Raw genomic sequence first — 19,928 nt, 5'->3', positions numbered from 1 at the left:
TATAGTAGGTGTTCGGCGTTAAAGTGCAAGTAAAGACTGATATAAGTTGCGCCACATCACAGTTGTACTGGCACCGTTAATTCGCTTTAATCCCGGCACTTTCCTCAAAAACTATAGCGCCCACATGATGCAAAATCTGCCCCTGTTTATCGGCTTGCGCTATATCCGCAGCAAACGTCGCACCGGCTTTGTGTCTTTTGTTTCCGGCTTTTCCTTTGGTGCCATGGCGCTTGGGGTGATGGCGTTGATTATTGTGCTCTCGGTAATGAACGGTCTGGCGGGGCAGATTTACAGCCGTGTGCTCAACGTGGTGCCTCATATGGTGTTGCAAAGCGCCGACGGCACCAGTGCACCACTGGCGGATATACAGCGTCAGGGTGAGCAATTGCTGGCAGATGACTCGGTGCAGGCTGTGGCGCCCTTTGTGCAAGGCTACGCCATGCTGCGCCTGCAAAACCGCAGCGAAGGGGTGCAGGTGCAGGGCATCGATCCCGCTCGTGAGCAAGCGGTCAGCGAGATCGACAATCAGATGTTGCTGGGGGATTTTTCCCTGCTGGCTCCCGGCGAGTTCGGTGCCATTATCGGCGCCCAGACTGCCCGCACACTGGGCGCTGTGGTAGGGGATCGTATACGCATGACGCTGCCGATTGTGTCTGCCACACCCATGGGCGTGTTTGCTCGCGAAAAAAATATTACCGTGATCGGCGTATTTGAAGTGGGCGCTCAAGTGGACAGTGGCTTGCTGTTTCTGCACCTGACGGATGCCCAGCGGCTTTATCGCCGTGGCGATAATGTCGATGGTTTGCGGATGCGTTTGGCAGAGCCTATGGCGGCAGTGGATATCGCTCAAGGTCTGCGTACCAACTTGCCTCAGGAATATCGGCTGGTGGACTGGCAGGAGCAGTTGGGCAGTTTGTCCGCCGCCATTCGTATGGAAAAGGTGGTGGTGGGGTTGTTACTGGCCATTGTGATTGCGGTAGCGGCGTTTAACATCGTTGCCAATCTGGTGATGATGGTGTCGGAAAAACGCAAGGATATTGCTGTATTGCGTTCCATGGGTACCTCTGCCGGGCAGGTGGTAGGTATCTTTATGGTGCAGGGCACCATGACCGGTTTGTTTGGTATTGCCGTGGGGGCGTTGGTTGGTTGCCTGCTGGGGGCAACGGTGGGGGATGTGGTGGCCTGGTTCGAGCAGTTGTTGGGGGCTACGGTATTTGACCCGGATGTGTATTACACCACCACGTTGCCTTCCATATTGCTGTCCCAGGACGTGCTGGCAGTCTGTGGTGGCGCGGTGTTGATGAGCTTGCTGGCGACGGTGTATCCCGCCTGGCAGGCGTCGCGAGTGCAGCCGGCGGAGGCGTTGCGATATGACCATTAGTTGGCAATACGCTAAATGCAGGGTTAAGTATTTGCGACACGCCGTAAACCCGTCCATGCGGGCTCGTTGCCAGCATCCCTGCTGGCAACGGTCACAAACACTTAACCCAGCATTTAGCTTGCCCTTTTCTGGAAGAGATAATGAATAAAAGCGCCGTACTGCAATGTGCCGACCTCACCAAAACCTACCGCCAGGGGCCGGAGACCATCGATGTGCTCAGTGGCTTGAATTTGGACGTGGCGCGTGGTGAGTCCATTGCCATTATTGGTGCTTCCGGTTCTGGTAAAACCACATTGCTGAACTTGTTGGGTGGGCTTGATGATCCTACTGAGGGTACGGTAAGCATTGCCGGTAAAGATATTGGCCCCTGTTCGGAAAATGAGCGTGCCAGTTGGCGCAATCGCCACTTGGGTTTTGTCTATCAGTTCCATCATTTATTGCCGGAATTTACTGCCCTGGAAAATGTGTTTATGCCGTTGCTGATTGGCAAAACCCCTGTGGTTGAAGCCCGTGCCAAAGCGACTGAAATACTTTCCCAGGTTGGCCTGGCAGAGAGGCTGAAGCACAAACCGTCGGAATTGTCTGGCGGTGAGCGCCAGCGAGTGGCCATTGCGCGCGCATTGGTAACCGGGCCGAGCTGTGTGCTGATGGATGAGCCTACCGGCAATCTGGATTCCGATACCGCAGAATCCATATTGGAGCTACTGCTGCGCCTTAACCGGGAGCGGGAAACCAGCTTTGTGATTGTCACCCACGATCGCCATGTGGCGGCGCAAATGTCTCGTACCTTGAAGCTGGACCACGGGCAACTGCTGGAAGTCAGTGGTGTTTAAATCAATCCCGCTGTTTATTGGCCTGCGCTATTTCTTTGCCAGCTCTGGCAACAAACTGGTGTCGTTTATCTCCGGCCTGGCAGTGACAGGCCTGGTGTGCGGTGTGGCGCTGTTGATTGTGGTGTTGGCGGTAATGAACGGTTTTGATCGGGAACTGCGTACCCGCATTCTCGATCTGGTGACGCATATTCAGGTATACGAGCACGGTGGCATTGATGACTGGCAATTGCTGGCGGGCAAAGTTCGTGAACGACCGGGGATTCTCTCGGTAACACCGTTTACCGATGTCACCGGTATGCTCAGTCATCGCGGCCAGGTTCAGCCTGTGGTGCTGCATGGAGAGCAATTTGGCGCCGGTAACCCAGCCCTGCAAAACCAACTGGACTTAACCGCTGCTGAAGGCATTGATAAGCCCCTTTATATCAGCGAGAAGATGGCTGCCGAGTTACGTGTTGCCGTTGGCGAGCGATTGCGTATGGTGGTACCTGCGGCTACCGATTACAGCGGTGGTGGCCGTGCCTCCCGTATTGTGGCGTTTACTCTGGTGGGGTTGTTCAATACCGGTACCGAACTGGATCAACAACTGGCCTTTACCCACTTGCAACTGGCCAGTGAGTTAGCGGGGCAGGGGGGCAGACCGCAGGCGTTGCAGGTGCAAGTGGAAGATATTTTTACCGCCAGCCAGCAGGGCTATCTGCTGCAACGAGATATTCCCGGCACCTTTGTGCGCAACTGGAGCAGCCGCTACGGCAATCTCTACCAGGCCATTCAAGGCTCGCGCAATTTGGTATTGATTCTGATTTTCCTGATCGTCGCTATCGCTGCTTTTAATGTGGTTTCCATGCTGGTGATGGCGGTGTCGGACAAACGCCCAGCCATCGCCATCCTCAAAACTCTTGGGTGCAGCACCCGCGACATACTGGGTATTTTCTTTGTTAAAGGTACCTTGATTGGCCTGATGGGCTGCACCATTGGTGCTGGCCTTGGAGTTTTGATTGCCAGCTATGTGGGCCAGTGGGCCAAATGGTTGGAAAACAAATTGGGTGTGACATTGCTCAACACAGAGGTTTACCCGGTAGATGTGTTGCCATCGCACCTGATGTGGAGCGATGTGGGCGTGGTGGTAGCGGTGGCTTTTACCCTGAATATGTTGGCTACTTTGCATCCGGCCTGGCGGGCGGGCAAGGTTAGGCCGGCGGATGAGTTGAGATACGAGTAAACAGGTTACAGGGCGCGCTTTGCGCTTACAGGCTACAGGAAAGTCTGGCGTTCCTGTCACCTGTCACCTGTCACCTGTCACCTTTCTTTTCCTTTTCTCCCAGTTATACACCACATGCCAGCGCCACAGCAGGCGTATCGCCCAGTAGCTCAGTACACTGAAAAACACCCCACAGCTCAAACTGCCAATCAGCAGCGGCTTCCAGATTTTTGCCCCTTCGGTTTTTAACCACTCCCAATCCATTTCAATGGTCAGCTCTATGGGCTCAATGCCCATCAATAAAGTGCCTACCAGATAGGTGCCGTAAAACATCGGCGGGATGGTGAGGGGGTTGGTAATCCATACCAGACCCACGGAGATGGGCAGGTTGCAGCGCCACCACAGGGCCAGCAAGGCCGCGACCACCATTTGCCCCGGGATGGGCATAAACGCCATAAAAATCCCCACCAGAAAGGCCAGCGATACGGAGTGGCGGGTGAGGTGAAACAGGTTGGGGTCTTCCAGCAGGGGGCCGAGCCAGCGCAGCCCCCGTTGACGGGTGACTTTTTCGGGATCGGGCATCCAGCGGCGTATCAGTTTTCTTGGCATATGGTCGGTAAGACAGGGTTGTTGTTATCTGAGTTCCAGTCGATCCCGCAACCATTATGACGCCAATGTGGAGGCAATGAAACTACCTGGTCAGATTGCCGGGCTTTCAATGTGTTGTTAGACATATGTCGACAATAAGTGCTTTTAAATTGCTTAATTTCATTTTGAGGCGTAATATCCGCTCAAATTGTCAGACAATCTTGAATGTTATGTCTTTAGCCAATTGGTCAGACTCTCCTCAGTCCGCAGTGGATCAGGTCTACGCGGCACTGATGGCCCAGATAATTACTGGCGAAATTGCCAGTGGCTCCAAAATCAGCGAACCGGAATTGTCTCGTAGCCATCAGGTAAGTCGCTCCACGGTGCGCGAAGCCATCAGTCGCCTGGAAGCATCGCGCTTGGTAACCCGCCGTATCAACGTGGGTGCACGGGTGGCCACGTTGAGTGTGGATGAGCTCTGGGAGTTGTACGAAATTCGTGAATCCCTGGAAGGATTAGCCTGCCGTTTGGCAGCACGCAATATGGATGAAACAGAAGTAATGGCACTGCAACAGCTGGTAGAAACCAGTTGTCAGCAGGCGGATAACAGCAATCAGGAGCACTACCGCAGCGGCGACCTGGATTTTCACTACCAGGTGATACACGGCAGCAAAAACAGCAACCTGATCAAATTGCTGTGCGATGAGCTTTACCCCAAGGTGAGCATGTACCGCTACCAGTTTTCCATGGGCACCCCGCGGGTCAAAGCGGGCTTCAACGAACACCGTTTTATCGCCGATGCCATTGCCGATGGTGATGGCGAAATGGCAGAAATGTTGATGCGCCGCCATATTCGCACATCGCGACGTCATGTGGAGATGCAACTTAAACAGCTGTCATCCTGAGTAGCCCCATCCTTTATAAGAAGGGGGCGACGTGAGGATCTCAATATTAAAAGGTCGTGAGACCCTCACGTCGCTTCGCTCCTCAGGATGACAAAACCAACCAGAGACCAAATTATGACCAACACAGCCACCCCTGGCGCCCGTTTTCGTCAGGCAATTGCCGATAACAAACCCCTGCAGGTAGTGGGCGCCATCAACGCTTATTGCGCGATGATGGCGGAGCGAGTAGGGCATCGCGCCATCTATCTTTCCGGTGGTGGTGTTGCCAACGCTTCCTACGGTTTGCCGGACTTGGGTATGACCAGCCTTAATGATGTGCTGGAAGATGTGCGCCGTATTACCTCGGCGACTGAACTCCCCTTATTGGTGGACATCGACACCGGTTGGGGGGGCGCCTTTAATATCGCCAAAACCATCAGCGACATGGAAAAAGCCGGTGCCGCAGCAGTGCATATTGAAGACCAGGTGGCGCAGAAACGCTGTGGTCACCGCCCCAATAAAGAAATTGTTTCCAAACAGGAAATGGTGGATCGGGTGAAAGCGGCCGTGGATGCCCGCACGGACCACAGCTTTTTTGTCATGGCGCGTACCGACTCCTTCGCCCAGTGTGGTTTGCAGGAAGCCATCGAACGGGCGCAGGCGTTTGTGGAGGCGGGTGCAGACGGCATCTTTGCCGAAGCCATTACTGAGCTGGAGCATTACCGCGCCTTCCGCGATGCACTGGATGTGCCCATCCTCGCCAACATTACCGAATTCGGCCAGACCCCGCTGTATAACAAAGATGAGCTAGCCGCCAATGGCGCAGATATTGTGCTGTATCCACTCAGTGCCTTCCGCGCCATGAATAAGGCGGCGCTGAATGTGTATCAGCACTTGCTGGACGACGGGGATCAGAAGGCAGTTGTCGACAGCATGCAAACCCGCATGGAGTTATACGACTTTTTGAACTACCACGACTACGAACAGAAGCTGGATAGTTTGTTTGCGGAAGGGAAAAACAAGTGACAACCGCTGGTTGTCATCCCCGCGAAGGCGGGGATCCATTTGTACAAATACTCAAATGGTGGATTCCCGCCTTCGCGGGAATGACGAATATTTTAATCAAGAGGTTTTTGTAATGACAAAAGAACTCGGCGGCGCTGGCCTGCGAGGCCAGGTGGCGGGCAAAACCGCATTGTGTACTTGTGGCGTGGAAGGCTCTGGTCTGACCTACCGTGGCTATGAAATTGAAGATCTGGCGGCCAATTGCGAATTTGAAGAAGTGGCCTATTTGATTCTTAAAGGCGAATTGCCCAACAGCCAACAGTTGGCCGATTACAAAGCCAAACTGAAAACCCTGCGCGGTTTGCCCCAGCCTTTAAAAGATGTGCTGGAACGCATTCCCGCCGATGCCCATCCCATGGACGTAATGCGCACCGGCTGTTCCATGCTGGGTAATCTGGAAACAGAAAACGACTTCTCTGAACAGCAGGAAAAAACCGATCGCCTGTTGGCGGCTTTCCCCAGCATTATTTGCTACTGGTACCGTTACAGCCACGACGGCGTGCGTATAGAAACCGAAACCGATGATGACTCAATCGGTGGTCATTTCCTTAATATGCTGCATGGCAAAGCCCCTCGTGACCTGCATGTAAAAGTGATGCATGCCTCGCTAATCCTGTACGCCGAGCACGAATTTAACGCTTCCACTTTTAATGCCAGGGTAACTGCATCGACGCTGTCTGATCTGCATTCTTGCATCACTGGTGCTATCGGCACACTGCGTGGCCCTCTGCACGGCGGTGCCAACGAAGCCGCCATGGCGATGATTGAAAACTGGAAAAGCCCTGACGAAGCGGAAGCAGCGATCATGGGCATGCTGGAACGCAAAGAAAAAATCATGGGCTTTGGTCATGCGGTGTACCGCGAATCCGACCCTCGCAATGCCATTATTAAAGGCTGGTCAAAACTGCTGTCTGAGGATGTAGGCGATGAGTCGTTGTACGAAGTGTCTGCACGTGTGGAAGCAGTAATGAAACGGGAGAAAAACCTGTTTTGCAACGCCGACTTTTTCCACGCTTCCTCCTATCACTTTATGGGCATTCCCACAAAACTGTTTACACCAATTTTTGTGATGAGCCGTGTCACCGGCTGGGCTGCACACGTGTTTGAACAGCGTGCCGACAACCGAATTATTCGCCCTTCGGCGGAATACACCGGGCCAGAGTCACGTACTGTTTTACCGATCGCTGATCGATAAAACGAGAGATGTAAGACGGGAGATGGGAGACGTAAACTCCGCACAACATCTCTCGTCTTTCGTCTCCCATCTCACGGAATTATTATGAACTCCCAATACCGCAAAAACCTCCCCAACACATCTCTCGACTACTTCGACACCCGCGAAGCAGTAGAAGCTATCGAGCCTGGTTCCTACGAAAAACTGCCTTACACTTCCCGCGTATTGGCAGAAAATCTGGTGCGTCGCTGCGATCCTCAAACCCTGACCGAATCCCTGAAACAAATCATTGAACGCAAACGTGAACTGGACTTTCCCTGGTTTCCGGCACGTGTGGTGTGTCACGATATCCTTGGCCAAACCGCGCTGGTGGATTTGGCGGGCCTGCGGGATGCTATTGCCGATAAAGGCGGCGACCCATCGCAAATTAATCCGGTAGTGCCCACCCAGTTAATTGTGGATCACTCCCTGGCTGTAGAGCACGCAGGTTTTGAGCAGGATGCCTTTGAAAAAAACCGCGCCATTGAAGACCGCCGCAACGACGACCGCTTCCACTTTATTAACTGGACAAAAACCGCCTTTGAAAATGTCGATGTGATTCCCCCCGGCAATGGCATCATGCACCAGATTAATCTGGAAAAAATGTCTCCGGTGGTGCAGGTGCGCGATGGCGTGGCCTTCCCGGATACCTGCGTGGGCACCGACAGTCACACGCCCATGGTGGATGCTCTGGGTGTTATCTCTGTGGGCGTTGGTGGGCTGGAAGCGGAAAGCGTGATGCTGGGTCGCGCCTCTTGGATGCGCTTGCCGGATATTGTCGGCGTTGAACTCACCGGCGAACTGCAACCGGGCATTCTCGGTACCGATCTGGTGCTGGCGCTCACCGAATTCTTGCGCCGCGAGCGAGTGGTGGGCGCCTACCTGGAATTTTATGGCGAAGGTGCATCCAAACTCAGCTTGGGTGATCGCGCCACTATCGCCAATATGACACCGGAATTCGGCGCCACCGCGGGGATGTTTTTTATCGATGAGCAGACTATCGATTATTTAAAACTCACCGGCCGTGACGACGAACAAGTGCAGTTGGTGGAACAGTACGCCAAACACACCGGCCTATGGGCGGAAAGTTTAAAAAACGCCGAATACGAAAGAGTTTTGACGTTCGATCTGTCGTCTGTAGGGCGCAACCTGGCCGGGCCATCCAATCCTCACGCCCTGCTACCAGCGGCACAATTGGCGGAGCGCGGCGTGGCAGCAAACTACACCGAAACCGAAGGTGAAATGCCCGACGGCGCGGTGATTATCGCCGCCATCACCAGCTGCACGAACACCAGCAACCCGCGCAATATTATTGCCGCCGGCCTGCTGGCGCGAAACGCCAACCGCCTGGGCTTAACCCGCAAACCCTGGGTAAAAAGCTCCCTGGCCCCCGGCTCCAAAACCGTAAAAATGTATTTGGAAGAAGCGCAATTGTTGCCGGAGCTGGAACAGCTGGGCTTTGGTGTGGTGGCTTTTGCCTGCACCACCTGCAACGGTATGAGCGGCGCTCTTGATCCAACTATTCAGCAAGAAATTACAGATCGCGATTTGTACACCACGGCTGTGCTCTCCGGTAACCGTAACTTCGATGGTCGTATTCACCCCTATGCCAAACAGGCGTTTCTGGCGTCGCCGCCGCTGGTGGTAGCCTACGCTCTTGCCGGTTCTATTCGCTTTGATATTGAAAAAGATGTGCTCGGTCATGACCAAAACGGCAATCCCATTACTTTGAAAGATGTTTGGCCCAGCGACGCAGAGATCGACGCTATTGTTAAACAAAGTGTTAAACCGCAACAATTTCGCGACGTCTACATACCAATGTTTGATCTGGAAAAAGGCGAATCAGAGCGAAGCACGCCGCTGTACAACTGGCGCCCGCAAAGCACCTATATTCGCCGCCCCCCGTACTGGGAAGGGGCTCTGGCTGGTGAGCGCAGCCTTAGCGGGTTAAGGCCATTGGCGGTGCTGGGCGACAATATCACTACGGATCACCTGTCACCCTCCAACGCCATTCTTGCCAGCAGTGCCGCTGGTGAGTACCTGGCGAAAATGGGCCTGCCGGAAGAAGATTTTAATTCCTACGCCACCCACCGGGGCGACCACCTCACCGCCCAGCGAGCCACCTTTGCCAACCCGAAACTGTTCAATGAAATGGTGAAAGAGGGGGGCGCCCAAAAAGATGGCGAGGTCGTGCAAGGCTCACTGGCTCGCATTGAACCGGAAGGCAAAGTCACCCGCATGTGGGAAGCCATCGAAACCTATATGGATCGCAAGCAACCGCTAATTATTATTGCCGGTGCGGATTATGGGCAGGGCTCATCCAGAGACTGGGCGGCCAAAGGCGTTCGCCTGGCTGGGGTGGAAGTGATTGTGGCGGAGGGTTTTGAACGCATACACCGCACCAACCTGATCGGCATGGGTGTGTTGCCTCTGGAGTTTCAGCCTGGCGTGACTCGCCATACCCTGAAGATCGATGGTACTGAAACCTACGATGTGGTGGGCCAACGTATCCCCGGAGCCACATTGACGCTGATTATTACCCGCAGTAACGGTGACAAGAAGGAAGTGCCGGTTACGTGCCGTTTGGATACCGCAGAAGAAGTGTCCATTTACGAAGCCGGTGGTGTGCTGCAACGTTTTGCCCAGGATTTTTTAGAAGCATCTTGATGTAGTGAAGTAGGGGGGATTAGCCGCAAAGCGGCGTAATCCACCATGAGCCGCTCGCAAATACACGGCGGATTACGCTAACGCTAATCCGCCCTACAGGATAGAACCCAAAGGCTTAATCATGCCCCACAAACCCCAACTAAAAATCCCCGCCACCTATATGCGCGGCGGCACCAGCAAAGGCGTTTTTTTTCGCCTTCAGGATTTACCCGATTCCGCACAGGCGCCCGGCGAAGCCCGCGACCAATTACTGCAACGGATAATCGGCAGCCCCGACCCCTACGGCAAACAAACCGACGGCATGGGTGGCGCCACGTCCAGCACCAGCAAAACCGTTATTGTCTCTAAAAGCAGCCAGCCGGGTCACGATGTGGACTACCTGTTCGGCCAGGTGTCTATCGATAAACCCTTTGTCGACTGGAGCGGCAACTGTGGCAATTTATCGTCGGCGGTGGGGCCGTTTGCTATTCACAGTGGTTTGCTGAACCCGGATCATATTCCTGAAAATGGCGTGGCAGTTGTGCGTATCTGGCAGGCCAATATTGGCAAAACCATTATTGCCCATGTGCCTATTACCAACGGTCAGGTGCAGGAAACCGGTGACTTTGAATTGGATGGCGTCACCTTTCCGGCAGCAGAGATTAAATTGGAATTTATGGAACCGGCAGACGGCGAGGGCGCACTGTTTCCCACCGGCAACTTGGTAGATAAACTGGAATTGCCAACAGAGATTGTGGCCAGTGGCGAATTGGAAGCTACATTAATCAATGCCGGTATTCCCACCATCTTTGTCAATGCTGCAGACCTGGGCTACAACGGCACCGAACTACAGGAGGGTATCAATAGTGATGAAAAAGCGCTGGCACAGCTGGAAACCCTGCGCGCCTATGGCGCATTAAAAATGGGGTTGATCCATTCGCTGGAAGAAGCCGCCCAACGCCAACACACCCCAAAAATCGCCTTTGTCGCTCCGCCAAAAAGCTACACGGCTTGCAGCGGTAAAAACATCGAATCGAGTGACATCGACCTGAATGTGCGCGCACTCTCGATGGGTAAACTCCATCACGCCATGATGGGTACTGCTGCCGTGGCTATTGGCACAGCAGCGGCTATTCCCGGCACCTTGGTTAATCTGGCTGCGGGTGGTGGCGAGCGCAATGCAGTTACTTTTGGGCATCCATCCGGTACTTTGACAGTGGGGGCCGAGGCAGTAGAGAAAGCTGGCCAGTGGAGTGTGACCAAAGCCATAATGAGCCGTAGTGCACGGGTTTTGATGGAAGGCTATGTACGGGTTCCGGGTTAATAATATTCAGGCGAATGTGAAAGCACATTTTTTTATATCAGTACTGTTGGCAGTATTGGTCACTGTCTTTTTCGGTGGCACTGTCGCAGCAGAACACTTAGCGGAAAATCGCACCAAACCTTATCAGGTAGTGATCGTCAGGCATGCGGACAAAAAAGACAAAAGCAAAGATTCTGCCCTGTCTGTAGCGGGGAAAAATCGTGCTAATGCTTTGGGCGAAATTCTTGAAAAATGGAATGTACAATACATCCACTCCACCAAATGGCGAAGAACCTATCATACGGCTTACCCCGCCGCGGAATCTGCCAGTAAAGAAATAATGATTTACCAGAGCCTCAGCCAACTGGCAGAACAAGTACAGTTGTCAGGCGGCAAACATCTGGTAATTGGCCACTCAAATACAGTCAATGAGATTGTTCAAAACCTGGGTGGCACACCGGGAGGTTCAATAGACTCCAAAGAATATGACCGACTATATTTGCTGGAAGCCAATTGCTCCGGCCAGGTCGCGACAAAAATATTCAGTTATCCGGCGCAAAAAGAGCATATTCAGGCGGCTTTACTGAAGGGTTTGCCAGAATGTCAGGGTATAGGTGCATCTGAGGCCAGATTGCCCAATCCGTAACTCCGAATAAAAAGCCTGTCGAAATCTCCCCGCCTTATTCGTCATACTGCTACAGTCACACGGGATGGCTGCAACAGATGAGGAATACACCATGCAATACATGCTTTTGATCTACAGCGCCGAATCCGCTGAGCCGGCTCCTGGCACCCCTGAATTCGAGGCCATGATGGGTGGCTATTACGCTTTTACCGAGAAAGTAAAAAGCGATGGGGTGATGGTGGCTGGAGATGCTTTGGAAAAAGTTTCTACCGCTACTACAGTTCGGGTTCGCAACGACAACACCGAAACCACCGACGGCCCTTTTGCGGAAACTCGCGAGGTATTGGGTGGTTACTACCTGCTGGATTGCAAGGACTTGGACGAAGCGATCCAGTACGCGTCGCAAATCCCCTCCGCCAAACACGGCTCCATCGAAATACGCCCGGTAATGTTGTTTGATTAAGCCACTTAATCACCAGCTGGTTATTGAGCAGACGGTCAGGCAGCACTGGGGCCGTCTGTACGCCAGCCTGGTAAAACAGTTTCGCGATTTTGATCTTGCTGAAGACGCATTGCAGGAGGCATTGTTGTCCGCCATGAAAAAATGGCCTGCGGACGGTGTGCCCGATGCTCCGGCGGCCTGGCTGTTGCAGGTGGCAAAACGCAAAGCCATTGACCGGCTGCGTCGCAACGCGCTGCACAACAGCAAACAGCCAGAGTTGAAACAGGAGCTTGAGCAGCTGCAACAATTGGAGCAAGGCGAAGCAGTGATCAACGATGAAGCTATTGCTGATGATCGCTTGCGATTGATTTTTACCTGTTGCCACCCGGCATTGGCAGAGCCGGTGCAGGTGGCTCTGACCTTGCGCACGGTGTGCGGTTTAACCACCAGTGAAATTGCCCGTGCTTTCCTGTTGCCGGAAACCACCCTGGCCCAGCGTTTGGTACGTGCCAAACGCAAGATCAAAGCCGCCAATATTCCCTATCGGGTGCCGGATAAAGAGCAGTGGCCTGCGCGCCTCAATGCTGTTCTGGGGGTGATCTATCTGATATTTAATGAGGGTTACAGTGCTACCAGCGATGAATCATTGGTGCGCACCGAATTGGTGAATGAAGCGGTTCAACTCTGCCATACACTGATGCAGCTGGCGCCAGAAGAGGCCGAAATAGAAGGCTTGCTTGCGCTGATTCTGTTGCACCACGCTCGCAGCCCCGCACGCCTGGATAACCAGGGAAACATTCAAACTCTTGAGCAGCAAGATCGAGCTTTATGGAATCGGGAATTGATTGCCCACGGTGTGCAACAGCTTGATCAAGCGTTGGCACGTAAAACTCCCGGCCCTTATCAAATACAGGCCGCCATCAGCGCGCTGCACAATCAGGCCGCGAATTTTGCCAACACCGACTGGCAACAAATTGAATTGCTTTATTGGCGCTTGCAGCAGTTGCAGCCATCTCCCGTGGTGGAGCTTAATCGGGTTGTTGCCCACAGTTTCAGTGTTAGCCCGGCGTCGGCACTGGATCAATTGCAGCCTTTACTGGAATGCCAGGAGTTGGCCAGCTACCAACCGTTACACGCTGCTCATGCGGATATACTAAGGCGCGCTGGTCAAGTGAATGAAGCACATCAGGCCTACAATCACGCTATTAAGTTCTCCACCAATGCAGCAGAGCGCCAGTTTCTTGAGTCCCGCCAGGCATCCTTGAAAACAGACTAAAGTGGAATTGAGTCATGTATTACGCGTTATTGATTTATCAGGAAGAAGGGCTATTCGAGTCTCTCTCAGAAATAGAGCGCAACGACATTTTGCAGCGCCACCACCAGTTACAACAGCAAGGCAAAGCTAACGGCCAGTTTGCCGCTGCCACCAAGTTGGCACCGGCCAATACGGCGAGAACGGTAAATAAAGATGGCGAAAATGTCACCGTTACCGATGGCCCCTATGCGGAAACAAAAGAGGTACTGGCGGGCTTTTATGTGTTTGACTGTGGTTCTTTGGAAGAGGCGGAAAACTACGCTCGACAGATACCACATATCAAAGCGGGCAGGGTGGAAGTGCGGGAGGTAGCATTTTCGGATAGTGGTGAATTACGGGTACATACAGAGTAGCTCGCCATATTTTCGTGGCTAAAGGGGAGCAATCGTGGCGATTTTAAGCCAAGTATTCCTGGATCATGAGATTTCTTGTGCCGTTGCAACGACGGCATGAGGTTTTATGTTATTTAAGCTGATCCACGCTATATAGATCATCTTTTTATCAAATTTCTGTTGAAGATTTTCGATTACATCTGTAGTATCGGTCTTGACTACATGTGTAATCTATTGCTTGGGTGTCCTTTTTTGTAATACCGAGAGAGTGAACAATGAATGAAATATCTGATGCCGAACTTGAAGTTATGAAAGTGCTTTGGAGTCAATCGCCTCTCAGTGCTAACGAAGTTGTTGATTGTCTTTCCAAAACAAAAACATGGCATGAGAAGACAGTGAAAACTCTATTGAGTCGCCTGGTTAAGAAGCAGGTGGTGAATTTTCACAAAGATGGTCGCCGTTACCTTTACTTTCCACTTTTAGAAAAATCTGAATATAGGCAAAAAGCCAGCAAGAATTTTATTAATAAACTTTTTTCTGGCCGCCTGGCTCCTTTTGTTAGCGGTTTTTCTCAGTCTGAAGGTCTGTCAAAAGAGGATTTAGAGGAACTAAAACAGCTGATCCAGCAATGGGAGAATAGCGATGGTTGATTGGGTGGTAAGCCAAACACTTCCTGTACTACTATGTATAGGTAGCATTCTCTTGTTTCACAAAAAGATATCTTTTTTTCTAGGTTACAGAGGAATATACATACTATGGTTGATAGTTCCTGCAATTCTTCTGGTTTCCCTGCTTCCACAGTCCAATATAGTAGAAATATCTCCATTAGGTTCCGTTGAAGGTTTGTCAGTTCTGGTAAAAGAAACCAGTGAGCAGTCTGAAAAAATTGGATGGTTGCCACTGGCTTGGCTTGCTGGGTTTATGTTGGTGGTGAGTTATTTTTTGATAAATCATTGCTTCTATATGCGGAAAATAAAGAAAGGAGTAGTTAATGTTGATGCACGTCAGTATGGCAATGTTGGGGGCTACAGGGTTTTTGAAAATAGCCATGCATCATCACCTATGGCTATAGGTGTTCTATTTCCTAAAGTCGTATTGCCAGTAAATTTTTGCCAGCAATATACCGAGCTGCAAAGATCGTTGATCTTGAATCATGAGCTTTGCCATTTAGAGAGGAAGGACTCGTTTTGGAACTTGTTGGCTCTATTCATACTGTCTGTTTTTTGGTTTAACCCGATTGCGTGGGTGGGTTTTTTCAGGTTCAGAAAGGATCAGGAGTTATCCTGCGATGAATTGGTTTTAGCGGATGAAAGTGAGGAGGTGAGAATAGCCTATGGTAAGGCGTTGCTGCTGACGAAAGCTGATGCTCAGCAATCAAATATTCTAGGAGTGAACTATGGAGATAAAAAAATGTTAAAAGAGCGAATTGAAAAAGTCCGATTTTATGACAGTAAACCTATATGGAAAGCATGTGTGACCAGTATGGCATTGATACTTGTTTTTGGAAGTTTCGGTATTAGTCATGCGGAGAAAGGCCCCAGTAAAGTTGTTAATAATGGCGCCATTCCTGAAAAAAGGGTAGCTCCAAGGTATCCGCTAGAGGCTTTGAAAACCGGCTTGCAAGGGCATGTGGTTCTTGGTTTTACTGTTTCGGAAAAGGGGGTAGTTAAAGATCCATGGATAATTGAGGCAGTGGATTCTGATAAAAAGCCAACAACAGTCTTTAATGAATCTGCATTGCAGGTTGTGAAAAAGTTGAAGTTCAAGCCGATGATGGTTGATGGTCAGGCAGTCGAGTTTGAAAGTAACTATCAGGTTACATATCAGCTTTCTCGGTAAATACTTTTGATAAAAAGTCCAGGTTTAGTATTTGTTTAACGAAATCTGATCCGTCTCGATGCGGATCAGTTTTTGTTTGTAGAGACCACCAAGTGCTTTTTTATAACTCCCCTTACTCACCTTAAACTGCGCATAGATCGCTTCTGGCAGGCTTTTATCTGTAAGGTAAGAGACTCCATCCTGAGATTCCAGGTAATCCAGAATTTGTTGCTGCAGTTGATCTCGTGACGCTTTGTTGTGTTTTTGCAGGCACAGGTTAATGCGGCCATCGTCACGAATGTCTTTGATAAAACCATCGATTTTTTTGCCGATCTGTATGCCTTGCAGGGCTTCGCTTTTGTGCAATAGTCCCAAGTGAGTGCCGTCAATGACGGCTTTGTAGCCCATGTCGGTGCGGCCGCTGATCAACAGTTTTACCGGCAGTCCGGGGCTGAAGTTGCCATCTGCGGTTTCTGGCAAAAAACGGTTGAGTTTAGTGCTTCCAGCAATGCGTTGACTGGCGTTGTCGATATAGGCAAACACGGTGTAGCTGTAGCCTTCGCGCATAGGCTTGCTCTGTTCGCCAAAGGGCACCAGCAAGTCTTTGGCTAACCCCCAGTCCATAAAGGCGCCAATTTTATTCACTTCCACACACTTTAAATGGGCGCAGCGGCCCACTTGAATCCGCGGGCGCTGGGTGGTAGCGATGGGCTGGTCGTCGCTGTCCAGGTACACAAACACTTTAACGAGGTCGCCGGGTTTGCAATTTTCCGGTATGAACTTATTTGGAAGTAGAATCTCACCCAGCTCGCCACCATCCAGATACAGTCCAAAATCCAGTTGTTTTACCACTCGAAGCTGATTGGTTTTGCCAAGTATGTCGCTGCTATTTAGGTCGCTCATTGGGTTTGCTCGGTGCTCTCTTTTTGCTCAAGACTGTTTTGTTGCTCAAGACTGCGCTGCTGCAACTGTTGCTGTATAAGAGGCTGGCGCAACAGATGAAAGTGTTTGGGGGCAATATACTGCAGGGTTTCTTTACCGTTGGGGTTAAGTGCAATATCCAGCCCTTTTTCCGGGTACAGGAAGTGTCGGCTGTCACCCAGTTTTATAATTTCAGTGGCTTTGCCGAAACGGCCTTCAATAATATCCGCATCCAGGTTGATGGTGGGAATAAAACTCAGGGTTTTAACCGCCAGTTCCTGGTGGCTGTCTATTTGAGATAATTCGATATCAAAGCGGCGAGAGCCGGTGCCCAGGTATTCGCCGCCAGCAGACTGCTCCGCAAGTTGTGCGGCAATTTGTGGCGAGGCATCGGAGGCCACTACCAGCTTGCCGGTAAAGGCGCCACTGCGAAAACGGCTGTAGTACATTTCCAGGCTGGCGATATCGTCGTTGCCGATCAATACCGCCACTTCCCGATCCCAGCCCAATAATTGAGCAGCGTCGACGAACTGTGTTTTGCCAAGTTGAATACCTAATACAGTACTGCTGCCATCGTCGTGCACCGCAATATCCCATGGCGGGGTGATTTGGTTGCCATTGCCAGAGGGCTCTGGTTTAAACAGAAAAAAAGCACCCACCACAAAAGCCGCAGTGAGGATAACAATGGTTAAAGACTTCATTAATGATTTCCTTTACGCCGCTGTTTACGGGCTTCTTTTTTGGCGGCTTTTTTAGCACGGATAACGTCTAGCTCCGCCAATTCTGTTTCCATTTCTTGTGGGGTTTCCAACGTCAGCTGGCCAACAGTACCGGCCCGCAATTCCGTGAGAAGAATCTTTGATACTTTGTCCAAATCCACCCGGCCACCACCGCCCAGACAACCGCGCCGGGCACCGATAAGTTCCAGTAACTCCAGAGCGGGAGAGGGACTGTGCTCATCGGGCAGCTGGGCAATGCCATAGCGTTCTGCCACTTGTTCCGGGTAGTTGGCCAGCAAAAAGTCGGCAGCAAAAAAGGCCACATCGTCGTGGTCGATGGCGGTGTCTTTGATGGCACCGGTTACTGCCAGCCGGTAGCCGGTATTGCGGTTTTCCAGATTGGTCCAGAGCACACCCGGTGTATCGTGCAATACGATGCCGTTACGCAGGTTAATGCGCTGCTGCCCTTTGGTCACCGCCGGTTCGTTGCCGGTTTTGGCAATGGTGCGCCCGGCCAACAGGTTGATCAGGGTGGATTTGCCCACATTGGGAATGCCCATAATCATGGCGTTGATGCTTTTCGCCCCTTGGTCTTTATGGGGTAGCATCTTGCGGCACAGGTCAGTGATCTGCAGGGCCCGGCTGGGATCGTCAGTGGTAATCGCCAGAGTTTTTACCCCTTGTTCTTGCTCCAGATACGCCTGCCACAGGGCGGTGCGTTCAGGGTCTGCCAGGTCGCTTTTGCTCAGCACTTTGATGCAGGGCTTGTCGCCGCGAATACTGCGAATCATGGGGTTTTCGCTGCTGAACGGAATGCGCGCGTCCAACACTTCGATAATAAGGTCCACCTCCGGCAAGAGTTTTTTCATCTCTTTGCTGGCTTTGTGCATATGGCCGGGGTACCACTGGATTTGTTGCATGGCAGGTGCTGGCTGTGAGCGGGGTGGCCATTTTAGCAGAGCGGTTAATTTTTTGTGGCCAGAGAAACAGCAACTTTTGCTATAGTGCGCCGCCTCAAAATAATGACTATCGAGCTGTTTGATCTATGTGGTTTAAAAATATTCAGGTTTTCCGTTTTACCAAGCCCTTTGATATGGACGAGAACGCGCTGCACGACCAGCTGGCGGAGCAGGCTTTTACTCCTTGCGGCAGTCAGGATGTTAGCCGCACCGGTTGGGTACGGCCCATACCTGGCAATGAAAAGCATGGGCAGGATGGGTTGTTTCTGCACAGCAGCAACGGCTTTCAAATGCTGGCGGCCAAACGCCAGGACAAAGTGCTGCCTGCCGCTGTGGTGAACGAGCAGGTGCAGGAGAAGGTAGACGATATCGAAGCCGAGCAGGGCCGCAAGGTAGGCCGTAAGGAGCGCCAGGAAATTAAGGATGAGATGATCTTCTCCTTGCTGCCAAGAGCGTTTGTACGCTCGCGCATTCAGCATGGTTACCTGGACAACAAACGACAAATGCTGGTGGTGAACTCCGCCTCGGCCAAGGGTGGTGAAGAATTTTGCGAGGGGCTACGCGCGGCGGTAGGTTCATTGCCTGTGATACCGTTGACTACCATGGATACTCCGGCCCAGGTGATGACCAGCTGGCTGCTGTCTGGTAATGCTCCAGAAGGCTTTGAATTGGGCACAGAATGCGAATTGCGTGACCCCAGCGACGAGGGCGGGGTGATCCGTTGTAAAAACCAACTGCTGACCGCCGACGAAATCCGCAATCACATTCAGGCGGGGATGTATGTCAGCAAGATTGAGCTGGTATCGAAAAGCGGCATTTCCTGCCTGGTGGATGACAAATTCACAATCAAGCGCATTCGCTACGGCGATATGATTCAGGACAAGGCGGATGAGGTGTACACCAGCGATGCCACCGAGCGCTTTGATGTGGACTTTTCCATTATGACGCTGGAGCTGGCGGAGTTGATTAATGGGTTGCTGGCGGCGTTTGGTGGGGAGAATACGGGCGGGCTTGGGGAGTAGTTCAATCCGTAGCAGCTGCTTTGATATCCAGAAACAAATCAGCGTGCTCGAAAAGGTCTGTATGTACACTGTGGTCAAAGGTTACCAAGGCCAACTGCAGACCTTCCTTTCGAGCAAATTTCATGGGTGGTACGAAGTCGCTGTCGCCGGTAACCAACACAATTATATCCACCTGTTGCTTGAGACTTAGAGAGGCAATATCAAGACCAATGCGCATATCTACGCCCTTTTGTTGCAAGGAGGGCCTGAGATATTCAGAGGTGATCTCGCACCGAGAGCTATCGGTTGGCAGTATGTTGCGCTTAAGCTCCCAGCCGCGAAAACGCACTTCGCCCATACGCAAGGCAAAGTAATCTTCTTTGGCAAGTTCAGCCAGCAGTTTACGGTTATGAATAGTTAAACGTGCTTTTGCGAACGAATATTTGCCGCCATTTAGTGGCATATTGCGTGATTTTGCGTAGGGAGGGGCGTCGTAATAATAAACCCGGTAAAGGTATTTATCAGACAGGAAAGGGTGTTGAGAAATTTGTTTTACTAAACCGGTGAAGTCTTTTGCTGTTGCAGGCGTTTCACTGGTGCCAAGTTTGGTTTTGGCAAAACCCGCATCGATTAAAACCGCGAAGCGCATCTTTATCATCCTTGATTGAAGGTGCCAGAGCCACAC

Annotated in this window: 20 protein-coding genes; 15 read left to right on the top strand and 5 right to left on the bottom strand. The window is 51.7% G+C overall.

Annotated elements, in window-relative coordinates; genetic code table 11:
* Positions 1 to 46 precede the first annotated feature (46 nt).
* The 3 genes from QSV34_RS00935 (at position 47) to QSV34_RS00925 (ending at position 3,433) form a co-directional block, all read left to right on the top strand.
* Complete coding sequence (locus QSV34_RS00935; RefSeq protein ID WP_289151182.1) at positions 47 to 1,381, top strand: lipoprotein-releasing ABC transporter permease subunit; 1,335 nt, start codon at positions 47 to 49, stop codon at positions 1,379 to 1,381.
* A gap of 140 nt (positions 1,382 to 1,521) precedes the next feature.
* Entirely contained in the window at positions 1,522 to 2,214 is a 693-nt protein-coding gene (gene lolD / locus QSV34_RS00930) for a lipoprotein-releasing ABC transporter ATP-binding protein LolD (protein WP_289151181.1), read from the top strand.
* Positions 2,207 to 3,433 (top strand): FtsX-like permease family protein, encoded by a 1,227-nt coding sequence (locus tag QSV34_RS00925; RefSeq protein WP_289151179.1) that lies wholly within the window; start codon positions 2,207 to 2,209, stop codon positions 3,431 to 3,433. The genes lolD and QSV34_RS00925 overlap by 8 nt, the downstream gene beginning before the upstream one ends.
* Positions 3,434 to 3,496: 63 nt before the next feature.
* On the opposite strand, the gene QSV34_RS00920 is transcribed toward QSV34_RS00925, so the two are convergent.
* Complete coding sequence (locus QSV34_RS00920) at positions 3,497 to 4,021, bottom strand: DUF2062 domain-containing protein (protein ID WP_289151177.1); 525 nt, start codon at positions 4,019 to 4,021, stop codon at positions 3,497 to 3,499.
* Between the two features lie 209 nt (positions 4,022 to 4,230).
* On the opposite strand from QSV34_RS00920, the gene QSV34_RS00915 reads away from it, so the two are divergent.
* The 11 genes from QSV34_RS00915 to QSV34_RS00865 all read left to right on the top strand — a co-directional run bounded on the left by QSV34_RS00915 (position 4,231) and on the right by QSV34_RS00865 (position 15,664).
* Positions 4,231 to 4,905 carry a GntR family transcriptional regulator gene (locus tag QSV34_RS00915; RefSeq protein WP_289151176.1) on the top strand — a complete coding sequence of 225 codons (675 nt, stop codon included), beginning with the start codon at positions 4,231 to 4,233 and terminating at the stop codon, positions 4,903 to 4,905.
* 114 nt (positions 4,906 to 5,019) lie between these two features.
* A complete protein-coding gene (prpB, locus tag QSV34_RS00910) occupies positions 5,020 to 5,910 on the top strand; it encodes a methylisocitrate lyase (protein WP_289151174.1) in 891 nt (296 codons plus the stop codon).
* A 112-nt stretch (positions 5,911 to 6,022) separates the two neighbouring features.
* Positions 6,023 to 7,144, top strand: coding sequence for a bifunctional 2-methylcitrate synthase/citrate synthase (gene prpC, locus QSV34_RS00905; RefSeq protein ID WP_289151173.1), 1,122 nt, complete (start codon positions 6,023 to 6,025; stop codon positions 7,142 to 7,144).
* A gap of 84 nt (positions 7,145 to 7,228) precedes the next feature.
* On the top strand, positions 7,229 to 9,829 hold the full coding sequence (gene acnD / locus QSV34_RS00900; protein WP_289151171.1) for a Fe/S-dependent 2-methylisocitrate dehydratase AcnD: 2,601 nt from the start codon (positions 7,229 to 7,231) through the stop codon (positions 9,827 to 9,829).
* Between the two features lie 121 nt (positions 9,830 to 9,950).
* Positions 9,951 to 11,132 (top strand): 2-methylaconitate cis-trans isomerase PrpF, encoded by a 1,182-nt coding sequence (prpF, locus tag QSV34_RS00895; RefSeq protein WP_289151168.1) that lies wholly within the window; start codon positions 9,951 to 9,953, stop codon positions 11,130 to 11,132.
* Positions 11,133 to 11,148: 16 nt separating this feature from the next.
* Positions 11,149 to 11,757, top strand: coding sequence for a histidine phosphatase family protein (locus tag QSV34_RS00890; protein ID WP_289151166.1), 609 nt, complete (start codon positions 11,149 to 11,151; stop codon positions 11,755 to 11,757).
* A 91-nt stretch (positions 11,758 to 11,848) separates the two neighbouring features.
* On the top strand, positions 11,849 to 12,199 hold the full coding sequence (locus tag QSV34_RS00885) for a YciI family protein (RefSeq protein WP_289151164.1): 351 nt from the start codon (positions 11,849 to 11,851) through the stop codon (positions 12,197 to 12,199).
* Positions 12,192 to 13,454: an RNA polymerase sigma factor gene (locus QSV34_RS00880; protein WP_289151163.1), complete on the top strand. Its 1,263-nt coding sequence runs from the start codon at positions 12,192 to 12,194 to the stop codon at positions 13,452 to 13,454. Before QSV34_RS00885 ends, QSV34_RS00880 begins: the two co-directional genes overlap by 8 nt.
* A 14-nt stretch (positions 13,455 to 13,468) precedes the next feature.
* Complete coding sequence (locus tag QSV34_RS00875; RefSeq protein WP_289151161.1) at positions 13,469 to 13,846, top strand: YciI family protein; 378 nt, start codon at positions 13,469 to 13,471, stop codon at positions 13,844 to 13,846.
* Positions 13,847 to 14,100: 254 nt separating this feature from the next.
* A complete protein-coding gene (locus tag QSV34_RS00870; protein ID WP_289151160.1) occupies positions 14,101 to 14,475 on the top strand; it encodes a BlaI/MecI/CopY family transcriptional regulator in 375 nt (124 codons plus the stop codon).
* Positions 14,468 to 15,664, top strand: a complete 1,197-nt coding sequence (locus QSV34_RS00865; RefSeq protein WP_289151158.1) for a M56 family metallopeptidase — start codon at positions 14,468 to 14,470, stop codon at positions 15,662 to 15,664. The genes QSV34_RS00870 and QSV34_RS00865 overlap by 8 nt, the downstream gene beginning before the upstream one ends.
* Before the next feature lie 24 nt (positions 15,665 to 15,688).
* Here the strand turns inward: QSV34_RS00865 and QSV34_RS00860 are convergent, their stop codons facing one another.
* The 3 genes from QSV34_RS00860 to ylqF are packed head-to-tail and all read right to left on the bottom strand — an operon-like array spanning position 15,689 to position 18,203.
* Positions 15,689 to 16,546: a CvfB family protein gene (locus QSV34_RS00860; RefSeq protein ID WP_289151157.1), complete on the bottom strand. Its 858-nt coding sequence runs from the start codon at positions 16,544 to 16,546 to the stop codon at positions 15,689 to 15,691.
* Positions 16,543 to 17,265 (bottom strand): hypothetical protein, encoded by a 723-nt coding sequence (locus tag QSV34_RS00855; protein ID WP_289151155.1) that lies wholly within the window; start codon positions 17,263 to 17,265, stop codon positions 16,543 to 16,545. The genes QSV34_RS00860 and QSV34_RS00855 overlap by 4 nt, the downstream gene beginning before the upstream one ends.
* Positions 17,265 to 18,203 (bottom strand): ribosome biogenesis GTPase YlqF, encoded by a 939-nt coding sequence (ylqF, locus tag QSV34_RS00850; protein WP_289151153.1) that lies wholly within the window; start codon positions 18,201 to 18,203, stop codon positions 17,265 to 17,267. The genes QSV34_RS00855 and ylqF overlap by 1 nt, the downstream gene beginning before the upstream one ends.
* Positions 18,204 to 18,328: 125 nt before the next feature.
* Here ylqF and rdgC point away from each other — a divergent pair, with 125 nt between their 5' ends.
* Positions 18,329 to 19,264 (top strand): recombination-associated protein RdgC, encoded by a 936-nt coding sequence (gene rdgC / locus QSV34_RS00845; RefSeq protein ID WP_289151151.1) that lies wholly within the window; start codon positions 18,329 to 18,331, stop codon positions 19,262 to 19,264.
* A 1-nt stretch (position 19,265) separates the two neighbouring features.
* On the opposite strand, the gene QSV34_RS00840 is transcribed toward rdgC, so the two are convergent.
* A complete protein-coding gene (locus QSV34_RS00840) occupies positions 19,266 to 19,892 on the bottom strand; it encodes an NYN domain-containing protein (protein ID WP_289151149.1) in 627 nt (208 codons plus the stop codon).
* Positions 19,893 to 19,928 lie beyond the last annotated feature (36 nt).

The organism is Porticoccus sp. W117 (genome assembly GCF_030341905.1).
GTDB lineage: Bacteria > Pseudomonadota > Gammaproteobacteria > Pseudomonadales > Porticoccaceae > SCSIO-12696.
This window is presented reverse-complemented; position numbering and strand designations above follow the sequence as displayed.